This window comes from Hyunsoonleella flava (assembly GCF_004310325.1).
GTDB lineage: Bacteria > Bacteroidota > Bacteroidia > Flavobacteriales > Flavobacteriaceae > Jejuia > Jejuia flava.
Genome location: NZ_SIRT01000002.1, coordinates 112,339 through 127,859, shown reverse-complemented (window position 1 = coordinate 127,859; position 15,521 = coordinate 112,339). Strand labels below are relative to the sequence as shown.

At 34.8% G+C, this 15,521-nt stretch carries 15 protein-coding genes; 1 reads left to right on the top strand and 14 read right to left on the bottom strand.

The features are described 5' to 3' along the window. Positions 1-30: 30 nt before the first annotated feature. Genes EYD45_RS03720 through msrB form a run of 9 tightly spaced genes read right to left on the bottom strand, consistent with a single transcriptional unit; the run spans position 31 to position 6,313 of the window. Positions 31-993, bottom strand: a complete 963-nt coding sequence (locus tag EYD45_RS03720; RefSeq protein ID WP_130963016.1) for an aldo/keto reductase — start codon at positions 991-993, stop codon at positions 31-33. After that, on the bottom strand, positions 993-2,213 hold the full coding sequence (locus tag EYD45_RS03715; protein WP_130963015.1) for a bifunctional alpha/beta hydrolase/OsmC family protein: 1,221 nt from the start codon (positions 2,211-2,213) through the stop codon (positions 993-995). Before EYD45_RS03715 ends, EYD45_RS03720 begins: the two co-directional genes overlap by 1 nt. After that, the gene (locus tag EYD45_RS03710) at positions 2,170-2,724 is read right to left on the bottom strand and encodes a peptide-methionine (S)-S-oxide reductase (RefSeq protein WP_130963014.1); all 555 of its coding nucleotides are present in this window, start codon (positions 2,722-2,724) and stop codon (positions 2,170-2,172) included. Before EYD45_RS03710 ends, EYD45_RS03715 begins: the two co-directional genes overlap by 44 nt. Positions 2,725-2,740: 16 nt before the next feature. Continuing rightward, positions 2,741-3,235: a peptide-methionine (S)-S-oxide reductase MsrA gene (gene msrA / locus EYD45_RS03705; RefSeq protein ID WP_130963013.1), complete on the bottom strand. Its 495-nt coding sequence runs from the start codon at positions 3,233-3,235 to the stop codon at positions 2,741-2,743. Positions 3,236-3,263: 28 nt separating this feature from the next. Then, a complete protein-coding gene (locus EYD45_RS03700; RefSeq protein WP_130963012.1) occupies positions 3,264-3,515 on the bottom strand; it encodes a peptide methionine sulfoxide reductase in 252 nt (83 codons plus the stop codon). Then, positions 3,515-5,074, bottom strand: coding sequence for a protein adenylyltransferase SelO (locus tag EYD45_RS03695; protein ID WP_130963011.1), 1,560 nt, complete (start codon positions 5,072-5,074; stop codon positions 3,515-3,517). The genes EYD45_RS03700 and EYD45_RS03695 overlap by 1 nt, the downstream gene beginning before the upstream one ends. Further along, complete coding sequence (locus tag EYD45_RS03690; RefSeq protein ID WP_130963010.1) at positions 5,071-5,319, bottom strand: glutaredoxin family protein; 249 nt, start codon at positions 5,317-5,319, stop codon at positions 5,071-5,073. The genes EYD45_RS03695 and EYD45_RS03690 overlap by 4 nt, the downstream gene beginning before the upstream one ends. 3 nt (positions 5,320-5,322) lie before the next feature. Next, the gene (gene msrA / locus EYD45_RS03685) at positions 5,323-5,862 is read right to left on the bottom strand and encodes a peptide-methionine (S)-S-oxide reductase MsrA (RefSeq protein WP_130963009.1); all 540 of its coding nucleotides are present in this window, start codon (positions 5,860-5,862) and stop codon (positions 5,323-5,325) included. Further along, positions 5,852-6,313 (bottom strand): peptide-methionine (R)-S-oxide reductase MsrB, encoded by a 462-nt coding sequence (gene msrB, locus EYD45_RS03680; RefSeq protein ID WP_130963008.1) that lies wholly within the window; start codon positions 6,311-6,313, stop codon positions 5,852-5,854. Before msrB ends, msrA (EYD45_RS03685) begins: the two co-directional genes overlap by 11 nt. Before the next feature lie 202 nt (positions 6,314-6,515). Here msrB and EYD45_RS03675 point away from each other — a divergent pair, with 202 nt between their 5' ends. After that, complete coding sequence (locus EYD45_RS03675) at positions 6,516-7,718, top strand: Pycsar system effector family protein (RefSeq protein ID WP_130963007.1); 1,203 nt, start codon at positions 6,516-6,518, stop codon at positions 7,716-7,718. 4 nt (positions 7,719-7,722) lie between these two features. On the opposite strand, the gene EYD45_RS03670 is transcribed toward EYD45_RS03675, so the two are convergent. From EYD45_RS03670 to EYD45_RS03650, 5 genes are all read right to left on the bottom strand, one after another. Then, complete coding sequence (locus EYD45_RS03670) at positions 7,723-10,098, bottom strand: GAF domain-containing protein (RefSeq protein WP_130963006.1); 2,376 nt, start codon at positions 10,096-10,098, stop codon at positions 7,723-7,725. Positions 10,099-10,261: 163 nt separating this feature from the next. Next, a complete protein-coding gene (locus EYD45_RS03665) occupies positions 10,262-11,107 on the bottom strand; it encodes an endonuclease/exonuclease/phosphatase family protein (protein WP_130963005.1) in 846 nt (281 codons plus the stop codon). Positions 11,108-11,114: 7 nt separating this feature from the next. Beyond that, positions 11,115-12,965, bottom strand: a complete 1,851-nt coding sequence (locus EYD45_RS03660) for a family 43 glycosylhydrolase (protein WP_130963004.1) — start codon at positions 12,963-12,965, stop codon at positions 11,115-11,117. Next, positions 12,955-14,619: a sulfatase family protein gene (locus tag EYD45_RS03655; protein WP_130963003.1), complete on the bottom strand. Its 1,665-nt coding sequence runs from the start codon at positions 14,617-14,619 to the stop codon at positions 12,955-12,957. Before EYD45_RS03655 ends, EYD45_RS03660 begins: the two co-directional genes overlap by 11 nt. Continuing rightward, positions 14,616-15,500, bottom strand: coding sequence for an alpha/beta hydrolase (locus EYD45_RS03650; RefSeq protein ID WP_130963002.1), 885 nt, complete (start codon positions 15,498-15,500; stop codon positions 14,616-14,618). Before EYD45_RS03650 ends, EYD45_RS03655 begins: the two co-directional genes overlap by 4 nt. Positions 15,501-15,521 lie beyond the last annotated feature (21 nt).

Sequence of the window (15,521 nt, the reverse complement as noted above, 5' to 3'; positions counted from 1 at the left end):
AATTCCTAAAGATAATAATTAGAATTTGATTTAATTCCAATGTAATTGACTACGTTCTTCCCAATAGGCTTGTGGGGCAATCTTTAAGCTTTTTAATGTAGAAAGCTCTTCTTCTGAAAGTTTAAAACTAAGTGCTTTAATGTTGGCTTTAAGTTGATGAACATCAGAAGCACCGCTTAAAACATAGTTTGGTTCTAAGCTATCCATTACAAATCGCAATGCGATGGCGTCAACGCCTACTTGATACTTTTTTGATAAACTCTCTAAAACTTGATATGCTTCTGAATAATTATTAAACCTATTATTTGGAAAGACGCGACCATTAGCCAACCCTTCCTTTATGATAATGGTTTTACCCTCTGATAACGTCTGTTTTAAAACTTTGAAAGCACCTTGTTCAAAAACATTATATGTCACTTGAAAACTATCGAATATAGCTTCATTTTCAATTTTAGTGTTTGCTGCTGAAGCTATAACTTCTTTTTGATTTGCGCCACTTGTAGTAATACCTATTTTTAGACCAGTGGCTTTTTTAATGCGATAGAGTTGATTTAAAACCGCTTTATTCTCGAGAATGCCACTTTCAAAGGTTGCAGAATGTACTTGATAGTAATTTAGATTGGGTAGTAAGTGTTTTGAAACCTCCCATTGCTCTTGCAACTTATTTAATGAGTGTTCTTTTATTTCGTGCTTGCCATTGTAACCTAATTCCCAATTTGCTACATAAGTATAGCCCCATTTTGTACCTAGAATAGCATCTTTGTAGGCTCTAGAATCATTCCACTCCTGTAAAAACCTTTCTCCTTTTCCGTAAGACGGCGCTGTATCAAAATAACGCATACCAAGTTTATAAGCTTCATCTAAAACAGAAAATGTGTTTTGTTTAAAAGCAGATTCTGATTTATCAATGGCGGCATTATCTCTAATATTTATATATTCTGGTCTGCCCAAAGCAGCTAAACCTAACCCAATTTTGGTAGTAACTTTACTCATTAATTGATGACTTCTGTTTCAATAATAGTTTCTGACAGCAATGTACGATGCACAGGACATTTAGATGCTATTTCTTTTAGTTTTATTTTCTGAGCTTCATCCAAATTACCGACAAATTTTAGACGTTTTTGTAAGTGGTCGATACGTTTTGGCTCCTCTAAATCCAGCATTAAATCATCACTATGCTTTTTTGAATATGTAATGTAGGCATACACTTCTTGTAGGTCCCATTTTTTGCGTTCCGCATACATTTTTAAAGTCATTACGGTACACGCTGCTAATCCTGCACTTAAAAAATCGTAAGGTGATGGGCCAAAATCGTCACCTCCTATGCTTCCTGGTTCATCAGCAGTAAAATGATGGTTTTTTGTTTGTATGGACGTTGTAAAGTTATCTTCAACCAAATTAAGGTGTGCTACCAGTTGCTCACCTTTTGTCTCAAGGATGGTATTCTCCTGTGGCTCAAAATAACGATCTGCCCAAGTACCAATAACATTGCCAACATACTTACTATCTTTTGAGTTTGATAATAAATGATCGGCATCATCCAAACTCACAAAACTTTTAGGGTGATGCGCATTATGGTATAGCTCGTGTGCATTATTTATACCCACAATACCATCAAAAGGTGCGTGCATAATAAGCAATGGTTTCCTTAGATTTTTCATAATTTCTAGTAGATTAATTTTATCAAAATCTTCAACAAAATCGTTATTAATTTTAAATGGTCTTCCTCCAATATTAATTTCAACTTCGCCTTTTTGTTTCACTTCTTCAATACCGTGAGAAAACAAGTGTTTTACATGACTAACGGTTGATGGTGCTCCTACCGTAGCCACCGCTTTTATATTCTCTAATTTTGACGCTGCAACTATTACTGCAGCACCACCAAGCGAATGGCCTACCAATAACCCCGGCGCTTTATAATGTTGTGTAACGTAATCATTTACAGCAATTAAATCGTCTACATTGGCCGAGAAATAGCTGTCTGCAAACTCACCTTCACTTCGTCCTAGCCCCGTAAAATCAAACCGCACCACGCCAAAACCGTGAGCTGTTAAAGCTCTACTAATATTTTTTACTGCCGTTAAATTACTATTACAGGTAAAACAATGCGCAAAAATGGCAAAGTAATGTGGTTTTTGGTCTGCTGGTAATTCTAAATAGGCTTGTAATTTATGACCCTTGGTGTTTTGTATGCTTAATCTCTCGCGATTCATCTTTTAAGTGCTTTAGTTTGTTTTGATTTGTATATTTTGAAAATCTTTTAAGTAGTGTTAGTAGCTTAGGATTGATAAAACTTTCACAAAAAGGTTTTTTAGGGTTTTTGTAATAGTAATTTTGAATTTGCGCTCTTGAAGCTCTAAACTTATCAAACGGTAATACTTGCGTTATTAATTCATTTTGAAACTGAAATTGTAATAGCTCTAATTGTCCTGTAGCCTCATGTTTTTGTGCTTCTGAAAACGTATATATCGCAGAACGATACTTGTTGCGCATGGAATGGTTTGATGTACTTTTATGTGTATGCAAATGAATTTCAATAAGCACGCCTAATGAAATTTTTGCAGCATCAAAATGAATGATTACTGCTTCTGAAAACTCACTATTTTCATCAATGGAAGCTACAAAACCTTGCTCTACTTTTATAACACCAAGCAACGATTGAAATACAGCTTCTGTACACCAATGACAACCGCCACCAAATGCTATTTTTGTTTCTGTATGCAATACTTTTTTTTAAACTTTAAATAAAAGGTTCTTCAAATCTTAAAAAATGGCAGGTATAGCCATTTGGGTTTTTTACTAAATAATCTTGATGATAATCTTCTGCTTTCCAAAAGGTAGACCACGGCTCTAAAGTAGTAACTACCTTATTATCCCATTTACCAGAAGCATTTACGATGTTAATCATTTCTTCAGCAATTTGTTTTTCTTCTTCATTTTGATAAAAAATTGCTGAACGGTAACTTGAACCCCTATCGTTACCTTGCCTATCCACTGTTGTGGGATTATGCATTCTAAAGAAATAATCTAGTAATTCCTTAAAAGAAGTTTCGTCAGGATTATATGTGATTTCGATACCTTCGGCATGTCCTGGATGGTTTTTGTAAGTGGGGTTATCATTATCTCCACCTTGGTAACCTACTTCTGTATCAACAACTCCCGGGCGTGTTCTAAATAAATCTTCCATTCCCCAAAAACAGCCTCCTGCTATGTATGCTTTTTTATAATTGCTCATGGTTTTATTTTTTAAATTCTGTCTTAATCTATTTGAGTTTTATATGTGTTAAAAAATCAATTACTTTTTGCTCTGGCATTTCGCATGGTTTTAATAATGCTTTACTAGTTGTTATGTAATAATTTAAACTAATAAAATTAGTTCCTTTTAGCTCTTTGGCATATATTTTAAACGATTTTCCATTATTAAATACTGATTTAGTAATGCCATATTTCGCATCTCTATAAACACCTTCGGAATAACCTTCTGGAATATGTTCTATGAAACTTAACAACTCCATTACGAACTACAAGAGAGCATAGAACAGCCTACTTTATGGCGCGCCCAATCTGGTCGTTTTGCAAACCATTTTTCATATTTTGGTTGTTCTTCATAGGGGTTTTTAAGCATTTGAAACAATTCATCTATTAACTGATAGTCACCTTTATCCGCAGCGTCAATAGCTAATTGAGCCATGTAATTTCTCAACACATATTTTGGGTTTACTGCGTTCATTTTTAACTGACGTTCTTTATCAGATAAGGTTTCCATTTGTAATCTTTCAGTATACATCATAAACCAATCATTCCAACGTTTTTTAATATTACCAACAACTTCATCAGGTTTATAAAATGCACTTTTAATCGCTGCAACTTCTTTTGAATTTTCCCTCTTTATATTGGATAAGCTTCTAAAGAAAATCGTCATATCTGTTTCTGTAAGATGTAAAACATCTTCAAGCTCTTGTATTAGTTTTTGATCATTTTCATCTTCAATAGCTAGCCCTAATTTAGAGCACATCATTTTCAATGATTCATTTTCAAAATCGGTTTTATATTGATTCAATATCTCTTCTAAAGGTGATGCTTCTTCAATGAGTGGATACAATGCATTGGCTAATTGCAATAAATTCCAAAGTCCAATATTAGGTTGGTTGCCATAGCGGTAGCGCTTATGCTGCCTGTCAGTAGTATTAGGTGTCCAACCATAATCGTATCCTTCTAACCAGCCATAAGGCCCGTAATCTATAGTTAAACCTAAAATTGACATGTTATCGGTATTCATCACACCATGCACAAAACCTACACGCTGCCATTGTATTATCATGTTTAATGTACGATGAGCAACTTCTTTAAAAAATGCGATATAGGTGTCTTTTGAGGGCTCTCCTAAATTTGAAAAATGATACTTAATGGTGTAATCCACCAAGACTTTTAAGTTTTTATCATCTTGTCTGGCAGCAAAAATTTGATAGTTTCCGAAGCGTAAAAACGATTCGGCTGTTCTGCAAACAATAGCTCCTTTTTCATAAGCAGGATTCCCATCGTACATAACATCACGTAATACCTGATCTCCCGATAAGGCTAAAGACAAAGCTCTTGTGGTTGGCACGCCTAAATGAAACATGGCTTCGCTACATAAATATTCCCGAATGGAAGAGCGTAATACCGCTAAACCATCCGCATTTCTGGAATATGGTGTTTCACCAGCACCTTTCAGCTGTAATTGCCAGTTTTTACCTTTATTTTCTACTTCGCATAAATTAATGGCACGACCATCGCCCAATTGTCCAGCCCAATTCCCAAATTGATGTCCGCCATAACACATCGCATAAGGCTTTGTTTCTTCTAAAACTTTATTTCCTGTGAATACTTTTAGAAAATCATCACTTTTGGTATCCTCTTTTGACAATCCTAAAGAATCAAGCATCTCTGGTGATACATGCAACAACTCAGGTTTTTTAGTCTGTTTAGGTGTTACGTACGAAAAACAAGCCTCAGAAACCTGTCTTCTAGAATTTTCTAGAATAGGATCTGCTGGTAGTTCTTTATTAAATTTATCTTTTATATTCAGTTTCATAACAATTTTTCAAGCCATTTATTTAAATCTCTATCCGAAGGGTTTCGTAGTTTTTTTTCTCCAATAGTAATTGTTGGAAAATTGAGTCTTCGGTTTTCATACAAGTCTCGCAACGCTTCCGCAGCTTCTTCGCTCTGTTTGACATCTAAAAATTCATACTTCAAATTTAAGGCTTCTAAAAATTTTTTATAGTATCGACTTTTATGGCATCTTTTGGCGCCATAAAGTTTTATTTCTGGTGTCATAGCCTATCTCAATTTATCCTTATAAAGCTCTCTCAGTTTTTTTAATTTAGGAGCAATTACAATACTGCAATAGCCTTGTTCTTTATTGTTTTTGTAATACTCCTGATGATGTGCTTCTGCCTTATAAAATATTTTTAAAGGTGCTATTTCAGTAACTATTGGGTTTTCATAATAGGGCGCAATTTCTTTTACCACAATTTCGGCAATCTCTTTCTGCTGCGCATTGCGATAGTAAATCACAGAACGATATTGGGTTCCTCTATCTGCACCTTGTTTATTCAATGTAGTGGGATTATGTGTAGTCATAAACATCACCAAAATCTCTTCATAAGAAATGATTGCGGCATTAAAAGTGATTTGTACCACTTCGGCATGTCCTGTTAAGCCAGAACATACTTCTCTGTATGTGGGATGCCCAGGAACTGTTCCTCCAGAATAGCCTGACACTACATTTTCAACACCCTTTAGTTCTTGAAATATCGCTTCTGTACACCAAAAGCAACCGCCACCAACCGTGGCGGTTTGCAAAATTTTATTGCTCATTTGAAACCTCCGTCTCTAATTGCATAGATTCAGAATTAATGCAGTATCGCAATCCGCTAGGTTCTGGGCCATCAGGAAACACATGCCCCAAATGGGCATCGCAAGTATTACACATTACCTCAACACGCACCATTCCAAAGGCTGTATCCTTCTCATATTTAATAGCATTTTCGGTAATAGGTTGTGTAAAACTGGGCCATCCTGTGCCAGATTCAAACTTAATAGTAGAATCAAACAATGGTGTATTGCAACACACGCAATTGTATTTTCCAGCTTCGTGAATACTGCACAACGCTCCACTGTGTGGGCGTTCAGTACCTTTTAACCTTGTAATTCTAAATTGCTCTGGAGTTAATTGGGCCCTCCACTCTTTTTCGGTTTTCTCAACTCTTCTGTCTGGAATAGGATTTCCATTTACAGAAAAACTAATGACTTCTTTCCAAGTTAGCATATTTTTTGTCCTTTCTTTGTTAAATTAAATATATGCTTTCAAAGTTGAAATTTGGTCGTACTTATTGCCAAAAACTTACATTTTCAATATGTGAAATCAATTCTGAAAGCATTATTGAAATTTACGACAAATAACGGTGTTTTACACACTTAATTTTAATGTAATCAAAGTTTAGTATTTTTACTCAAAATCGTACTTCAGAATGAATACTCTTATTGATAAAACTGAAAATTTTGTAACTAAATATTTAAATGACAATCTTGATTCTTCATTTGTTTACCACAATATTGCACACACACAGCGGGTTGTTGGCAAAGTTTATGAACTTATTGAAGATGAATCGATTGTTATAAGTGACAACGAAAAAGAACTTCTTATTGTTGCGGCATGGTTCCATGATACAGGCTTCACCAAAACCATCGAGAACCATGAAAAAGAAAGTGTAAAAATTGCTGAAGGCTTTTTAAAATCTGAAAACGTTTCGAAAGCAGATATTGAAATGATTTCGAAAATTATTTTAGCAACCGAAATGGGATATGAGCCTAAAAATCTTTTAGAGGAGCTAATAAGAGATGCTGATTGTGCGCATGTATCAAGTAAAAAATACGAAGATTACACAGCCCTATTAAGAAAAGAATGGGAACTTACACTTAATAAAAAAATCTCGAAAACGGAGTGGCTTGAGGAGAATATTAATTTTTTAACCAACCATACGTTTTATTCACCACTAGCAGCTAGCAAATGGGAAAAACGAAAAGGTAAAAACTTAGCTAACCTTATTCAGAATCAAAATAAAATTAAGGCAAGTACTGAAAAACTCAAACAGAAAAAAGCGGAGCTTAAGTTTAAAAAAGAAAAACTAGATTTACCTGATAGAGGAATAGAAACCATGTTTAGGGTCGCCTTGAGAAACCATATCACATTAAGCGATATTGCAGACACAAAAGCCAACATTTTACTTTCTGTAAATGCTATTATAATTTCGGTAGCACTTTCTAATTTACTGCCTAAACTTGATAACCCATCAAATACTTATTTAATTTATCCTACACTTATTTTCCTAGGATTTACTGTAGCTTCAATAGTGTTATCAGTTTTAGCCACACGACCAAATGTAACTAAAGGACAGTTTACAAAAGAAGACGTTGCTGATAAAAAAGTGAATCTACTATTCTTTGGTAATTTCCACCAAATGAGTCTTAAGGATTTTGAATGGGCTATGGGAGAAATGATGCAGGATAAAGATTATTTATACGGTTCGCTTACTAAAGATTTATACTTTTTAGGACTTGTTTTAAATAGAAAATACAACCTTTTGAGAACCACTTATACCGTATTTATGGTTGGCATTGTAGTAAGCGTAATTGCTTTTGGAGTTGCCTTCGCAACTAGCGGTGCAGCCTAAAACTCTAAGCTTTAATCTCTTTCATTAAATCGTCGTAAGTATAAAACGCTTTATCATCTTCATGCTTATGATACAATACGCTTACCCTAATGGCTTTCAGCCCAGTTACTGCTTGTAAATCTTGTAATTCAACTATTTCAATATCATCATCTAAATAGTTCTTGGACTGCAAGAATTTAATGTAACTTAAATATTCTATCTCATCTTGCTTTTGCGAGTACACAATGCTTATTTTTCCCTTTTGCGTAACACGTTCAGTTGTGCCCTTTATGTAGGCCTTATCTACTCGCTTTTTAACTATTTCGTAACGTGCATTGTAGGTACCATCAACATCAAACTGTTTTTCATCCATTCTAAAACTGATAGATAGAGGTTGATTAAACACCAAGACCATGGAGGCTACATCTAAAGCTACTGGAAAATCTGATTGCATTTGATAATAGGCATTTTCCATTTCGCACATTACTTGCAATTGCCATAATCTAAGATTATAGAGATAAATCTTATTGAAACTCTCCTCTTTGGTGATAGATTCGCCGATGTACATATTATGCTCCACACCATCAGTTTTAAATCTCTCAAAATAATGTGGATACATTTGTTGCGCTTCTTCTTGCTTTTTATCAAGCAATGCAGCCATTTCCACATTTATCTTAGCTATCGTTTCATCATAATCCTTTCGATGCTTATAAAGTACATTTACCTTATCATCAATACTCGTATAATAATTTTCAATATCTAATTTTAGCTCTGGAATTGAATTTAAGTGCTGCAATAAAGGTTCGATATCTTCTTTAAAAAAAGACGAAATTTGTTGTTCGCTATCTACTTGAAAATTCTCGTTCAACCCTTTTTGAAACTCATCAATCTGATAAATAAACTGTTCGTAAATTGGAATAGCTTCAATATCGAGTGCGCTTCTCAAAATACGTTTTGCTGCCTTCAACTGTAAGCCTAAATCCTCTCTCGTAGCACTATTCCTAGCCTCAGAAGAGCCTTTTATATCTATTTGCCCATAAAGCGGATATACATTATCAAATGCTATCTTTTTAAAAGACGCATCTTTGCCTTCCATCTCATCCCGAATGTAATTCTTAGCCTCCTTCGCAAAACGCCAATGCACACTTGAATGTATGGAGGTGCATTCTTTTTGAATAATAGCTTCAATTAGATTTTCCTCATCCTTTTTTGAACGTTCGACAGCCGAAACTATAAACGGCATAATATCAATAAGCTTGTTGGCATTTATGCTATTTAGTACACGAGGTGTGTTTGAGACAATTTCCATCACTCCCATGAGGCCGTCATCATTGGCTATCGGTGCAAATATGGCACTTTTAAACCCTTGTTTGTGAAGCACTTCAACCTGAGGGGCAAAACCTCCTTTTGCTTTTTCATAAACCCCATCTACATCCGATATTGAGAAATATTTGTTCTCTTTAATCAAACGATTATAAGACCATTTACATAAAGAACTATTACATTCTAAACGCTCAGCATCCCCGAGTAAATAACTATTAATACCTACGCCGTAAACACGTTCAAAAACATTTTCTTCTTCATTGTAAATAGAAAAACCAACTTGTAAATCATTAATTCCTAATAAAGACCTGAAAACGTCATGAAACTCGTGCATGAAATTTTCGTCCTTTCTTTTATCTTCTCCTATCAAATTAGATTTGATATTGGAAATGGATTGGTCTTCGGTAACATCAAATATATTTGAAATTACAAAGCCTTTGAAAATATAACTGTTTGGAGGAAATTTTTCTTTCCATATATCTAAATTCTCAAAATTATCTAGAAGTAACTTGTAGTCTTCCTCTGTGATTTTTTTTGCTTTTTCCGTTGGTAATATTTCACAAAAATCGGCATTGTATGTTATTTTGTAAAATCGGTTTACACCGTTTACATCGGGAATTTCATAGTAAAAGGGACGCTTAAAATTCAAGTTGTATCCATAACAAAAATTTAAAATCACCGTACAGGCAATAATGTAGCGATGGTCATCTGGCATGTTTTTGATATTCAACTCAAAATCATCACCGGCAGTTTTTATTATGTTTTTAAAGCGTTCAGACGAATTAAAAATTAAATCATGAAAAGGTACTGAAGCAGTTTTAATTTCATTTCTCGTTAAAACTGGAGCAAAAGAATCTTGGAGGATAATACTTATCTCTTTCTCTCTATCCTTTAGGATTTTAGTATCGCTAAATCCATCTCTAAGTTCAGGGTAGGGTTTTGCTGTTTTTAACACACGCTTTGCCTTTGCCGAAAGAAACTCATCTTCGCTTTCAGCTAGCTTTTCATAATGCTCAAGTATCTTGTTAAAGCCTACTTTTAGCATCATTGGCGATTCGATACTATCGTTAATATCCATAATCCTATGTGATTCCGTGAGTAACAAATTTACGAATTATTGCGTTAGTCGTTTTAAAGAAGACTTACTAACACCAAAAATGTTACAGGAATTTATGTTAATTTTTCGTATTTCTGAAAAAAATAAAATAGCCGAAACGGTATCTGTAGACAGAAAGATTTAATCAATCAAATAGCAAACTCATTTCAATGAGTACAGGCAAATGATCCGACGGATATTTGCAATCCTTAGAATCGCTAAGGACCGCATATTTTTTTACTTTGATAGTTTTTTTACTAGTAAAAATATAATCGATTCTTCGAGTAACAGGTTTATCAAAATGAAATCCGTTAAATGTACCTTCTGGCCCAAATGGAACTGATTCTGAAATCTCCTTAGAATCATACAGATGCTTTTTGATGTATTGAATATTTTCGGTTTCTGGCTCCAAGTTAAAATCGCCCATTAAAACTACTGGTAAGTTTTTAATATTGAGTTCTTTTATCTTTCTAATAATAAGTTTTGGGCTTTCTATGCGAGCTGTTTTCCCCACATGGTCAAAATGTGTATTAAACACCAAAAATTTTTGATTAGTACTTTTATTCTTAAATAGGGCATAAGTACAAACCCTATTACAAACAGCATCCCAACCCATAGAGACTTTTTCTGGTGTTTCTGATAACCAAAACGTTCCACTTTTGATAGGTTTAAAGTGTATTTTGTTATAAAAAATAGCCGAGTATTCGCCAGAGCTTTTACCGTCATCTCGCCCTACACCTACGTAATCAAAATCTACAAGCGTACTATCCAAATATTGCATTTGATTTGGTAAAGCTTCCTGAACACCAAATATGCGTGGTTCGTAAAAATTAATTTGCCCTGTAATCCAATCCTTCCTGTTTTCCCAACTGTTCTTTCCTTCTTTTGGGTAGTCTAGTTTTATGTTGTAGGTCATTATTTTAGTGGTTTCCTGAGCACAAATAGCACCTACACAAAAACACACTATCATAAAACCAACTAATTTTTTCATAATTCCATTATTCTATAAACAAGATTTCACTCCTTTCAGATATCCCATTTTCATTAAACGCTTCAATTGTAAAGTAATAAGGAGTATCACGGTCTAAACATCGCATAAAATGTTCAGTTTTATCATAAACTAGCCACGATTGATAGAGTTTGTCTGGAGCAATTCCCCAGCGAATATTATAGCCCTGAGCTCCTTGTACCGCATTCCAAGAAAACGTAGCATCTCTTCTATCAGTTTCACGCGCTATATTAAATCCTGTTACTCCATCTGGGGCTTTACCAAAGCCTAAACCAAATACTCTAAACTCTGACATCGCAAAGTTAGCTCCAGGAACTTCTACATTATTATAGCGCACGTATTTAGCCCTAACTGGTGCATCTAACTCAATGTAGGCATTGGGTGCATCAATATTACTTTTACTTCTGTCGACTATGGTTTCCCAGTTTTCGCCATCTTCTGACACATCAATACTAAAGCGATGTTTTAAGCCTTCTACTCGAGTATAAATACCAGTCTTGTGGTCATGAAAATTAAGTTGAAGGGCATGAATTTTTTCAGGATGTTTCATTTCAATTCTTATCCATTGTTTGTTATCGTTAGCTTCCGCTACCCAAAACGTTTTTGGATTTTCATCCGTCAATACTTTCGCTGTAATATCACCGTTGCTATTTTTTTCCATTGGCAATTCATCAACTTCAACTTCGTCATTATTAGACGTAAATTTCATGACTTGTTTTAATGAAGTTGATACGGTTACATTCCCGTTATAAGACAATAACATCCATCCATTATGCTGTCCAGCTTTTGTGGGATGATTGGGTACATAGCGTGGATAATCTCCATAATCTGTGGTGGAATACATTAGCCCTTCATCATCAAAATAAGTAGGAAACATGCACAAGCGGCGTTCCCATTGTGCGTTAGAAGCCAATGCCATAGTTGCAAAATGCCAATATTGTCCGTTGGTTTGCTTCACAGTAATACCATGTCCTGCGCCATTGGTAAATCCGCCTGGTTTAAAACTCATAGGATTATTTTTCATGTACTTAAATGGGCCCAATGGTGTATCACCAATATACGCACCATCGGCATATACGTTAAACTGAGTTCCGGGAGCAGCGTATTGTAGATAGTATTTTCCGTTGTGCTTTGTCATAGAAGCGCCTTCCATGTAGCCTTCTTTTAACCTAGGATGAAAATTATTTTCGCCAAAACGTTCCCACCCATGTTCTGCTTCAACAAGATTTATCAATTCTTTTTTAACTCCTGTCTCCAAAAAACGATCGTCTTTATTTAACATTTTTACTCGAATTGGATGTAGATTTGATGACCCCCAATACAAATACGTCTTACCGTCATCATCAATAAACAATTCTGAATCCTGAATGTTTTTTGAAATAGAGGGCGTGGGTGTCCATTTACCACTTTTTGGGTCTTCAGTATAAAGAATGCTACCGTAACCAGCTGGATCACCTGCAAAATACACCAGAGAATCCTTATAGTTAAATGCGGTAGGCGCATTGCAGCCTTCAAAAAACCACTGTTGAGGCTTAATAAACTTCCAGTTTACAAGATCTTTGGAATGCCAATAACCAAAAGAACGCGTTACAAACATGTAGTATTCTCCTTTAAACTCGATAACAGCAGGATCTGCACCGGAGCGGTAGGATAAATTTCTGCTTGAGTTATACACCATATAAGTATAGTCTATATCTAAAGGATTACAATAAGTTTCTAGTTTTTTTATACTACTAGAAACAACACTTTGATTGCCTTCTTTATGATTGCTGCGCTTACAGGCTTGAAACCCCGTAATGCATAGTATCACAAAAAATATTTTTAGTTGTTTAGTGTTCATAAGCTTTCATAGGTTTTCCTCTTAAACGCTCAAAGCCTTTATAAGCTCTTTTAATTTGATTTTTGTTGGCTTGTTTAAACTCTTTTTCGGTAACATGATATTGCTTTTGTAATTCGGCCAGTCGTCTTTTTAAAATCTGCTTAATTTCATTGTAGGCATCATCATTTATAACATTGTTAATTTCTGAAGGATCTTCTTTTAAATCATACAATTCCCATTCGTCAATATCATCATAAACGTGTATTAATTTAAAACGATTGGTGCGTACACCATACATTTTTTTAACCATGTGAAATGCAGGGAAATCATAATAATGATAGTAGATAGCATCTCTAAAATCTTCATCTTTTATAGTATTAGTTAGTAAAGGCTTGAGGGATTTACCTTGCATATCTTTTGGGATAGTAACACCTGCAAAATCTAAAAAAGTTTCAGCAAAATCTAAGTTTTGAGTTAATGCGGAAATTTCTGTCCCTGCTTTAATTTTCTTAGGATATTTCATCAACATTGGCATTTCCAATGATTCTTCATACATAAAACGTTTATCAAACCAACCCTTTTCCCCTAAATAAAAGCCTTGATCGGTAGTGTAAACCACTATGGTATTTTCTTCTAAACCATTATCTTTTAGATAGTCTAAAATACGACCAACGCCCTCATCAACTGCAGCTATAGTAGCCAAATAATCTTGCAGATAGCGTTGCAGTTTCCATAAATCTAGGTCCTTCCCTTTTAGATTCATATCGTGAAATGCATCATTTTTTGGCTGATACGCTTTGTTCCAAGCTTCTTTTTGCTCCTTTGTCATACGCTCAAAATCGGTTTTCCATGGATTGTGTGCCAATTCCGGGCTACCTTTTTTCTTGGTCATTTTTAAATCGTGGCCTTCATACATATCCACATAAACCGTCTGTGATTGTTCTTTAGACGCTGTTGAGCCTTCGTGATCATTAAAATAAGTATCTGGTACAGGAAATGTTACATCATCATATTTATTGGCGTGACGAAGTGCTGGCATCCAATTTCTATGTGGTGCCTTGTGCTGGACCATGAGCATAAACGGTTGTTCATCATCTTTAACCTCATTTAAATAACGAATAGCATCCTCGGTTACAATATCTGTAGCATACCCCATAACCATAGTGGTATCTACCTTTTTAGTTGTTTCGTTTATTTTTATAAAATTAGGGTTATAATAGTTGCCTTGGTCTTGCAAAATATTCCAATAATCAAACCCTTGAGGCAAACCATGTAGGTGCCATTTTCCAAATACAGCTGTTTTGTAGCCTGCTTTTTGTAACAACTTAGGAAAAGTTTGTTGGCTGCCGTCAAATCGATCTCCATTCATCCTGAAGCCATTTACATGGCTATGTTTTCCCGTTAGAATTACTGCCCTACTTGGGCCACAAATAGAATTGGTACAAAAATTATTTTTAAAAATTGCACCTTCATCGGCTAGCCTATCAATATTAGGGGTTGGTGCCAGTTGACTAACAGGGTGACCGTAAGCACTAATGGCTTGGGTGGCGTGGTCATCTGCCATTATAAAAATTATATTTGGACGTTTCTGCATACCGTCCTCTGCCTCCTTTTCCTTTTTACAGGATTGAAAAGCAAGTGCTAAAATCAAAATGTATGCTATATTTTTTATCATTTTTTATGGATTGTATGTTTGGTTTGAATTACTTTAACATCATTGATAGTCTTATCAAAAAAAGCTAATATGTCATCCAGTTTAGAAAAAGGGATTTGACACAATTCGTGCCTACCTCCCACAACATTATGGAAATAATAAGATGCATCTAAACCATGTAATTTATTGGCAATAACTTCTGAACCATCCAGAATTAAGTAGCCTAATCTATCTGGTGTACAATAATGGTGTGGCGCCTTTCCAAAAGGCACTAAATTATCATCCGTACCATGAAATAACACCGTTGGTATTGCATTTTCTTTTGAAATATAATCTGAATTTACAACTGCACCAGCAAGTGATATAACACCGGCAAATTCTACATCATGATAAATTGAGATATCATCCACAAAAAAGTGTTTCAGATAGACAGCGTTTAAAACACCCTCAGCTCCTGCACTGCTTCCTCCCGCAATAATTCTTGTGGGATCTATTTGTAGTATCGTTTTGTTTTTAACCACATATTTGGCAGCATCTAAATAATCAATAGCTGCTTGCCTGAATATATCTAATTTAAAGGTTTTAGGGCAATTGCAACCAGAGCCAGTTTTTGATCCTTTTAATAATAATCTGTACGAAATTGAAATACCTATATATCCATTTTGAGTTAGATATTTCATCATTTTTACTTCATCCGGATTATCCCTATTTCCACCAGCAAAACCTCCACCATGCATCCATAGCACTACTGGTAAGCTATCATTTTTCTTTAAGTTATCAGGTTTGTAAACATCTAGTTTTAAAGTATCTGAATTTTTTATGGCATAGGTATAGGTGGTTTTATTTTGCGAAAAAGCAAATACGGTGAAGAGCAGATAAATAACAAACAATCTATATTTCATTTGTTTTATTTGTCGGTTTTT

Bases quoted from the DNA above. Each gene is read 5' to 3' on its own strand.
- EYD45_RS03700 (WP_130963012.1), bottom strand. From the start codon at position 3,515: ATGGAGTTGTTAAGTTTCATAGAACATATTCCAGAAGGTTATTCCGAA.
- EYD45_RS03670 (WP_130963006.1), bottom strand. From the start codon at position 10,098: ATGGATATTAACGATAGTATCGAATCGCCAATGATGCTAAAAGTAGGC.
- EYD45_RS03675 (WP_130963007.1), top strand. From the start codon at position 6,516: ATGAATACTCTTATTGATAAAACTGAAAATTTTGTAACTAAATATTTA.
- EYD45_RS03650 (WP_130963002.1), bottom strand. From the start codon at position 15,500: ATGAAATATAGATTGTTTGTTATTTATCTGCTCTTCACCGTATTTGCT.
- EYD45_RS03720 (WP_130963016.1), bottom strand. From the start codon at position 993: ATGAGTAAAGTTACTACCAAAATTGGGTTAGGTTTAGCTGCTTTGGGC.
- EYD45_RS03695 (WP_130963011.1), bottom strand. From the start codon at position 5,074: ATGAAACTGAATATAAAAGATAAATTTAATAAAGAACTACCAGCAGAT.
- EYD45_RS03665 (WP_130963005.1), bottom strand. From the start codon at position 11,107: ATGAAAAAATTAGTTGGTTTTATGATAGTGTGTTTTTGTGTAGGTGCT.
- EYD45_RS03660 (WP_130963004.1), bottom strand. From the start codon at position 12,965: ATGAACACTAAACAACTAAAAATATTTTTTGTGATACTATGCATTACG.
- msrA (WP_130963009.1), bottom strand. From the start codon at position 5,862: ATGAGCAATAAAATTTTGCAAACCGCCACGGTTGGTGGCGGTTGCTTT.
- EYD45_RS03715 (WP_130963015.1), bottom strand. From the start codon at position 2,213: ATGAATCGCGAGAGATTAAGCATACAAAACACCAAGGGTCATAAATTA.
- EYD45_RS03655 (WP_130963003.1), bottom strand. From the start codon at position 14,619: ATGATAAAAAATATAGCATACATTTTGATTTTAGCACTTGCTTTTCAA.
- msrB (WP_130963008.1), bottom strand. From the start codon at position 6,313: ATGCTAACTTGGAAAGAAGTCATTAGTTTTTCTGTAAATGGAAATCCT.
- msrA (WP_130963013.1), bottom strand. From the start codon at position 3,235: ATGAGCAATTATAAAAAAGCATACATAGCAGGAGGCTGTTTTTGGGGA.
- EYD45_RS03690 (WP_130963010.1), bottom strand. From the start codon at position 5,319: ATGACACCAGAAATAAAACTTTATGGCGCCAAAAGATGCCATAAAAGT.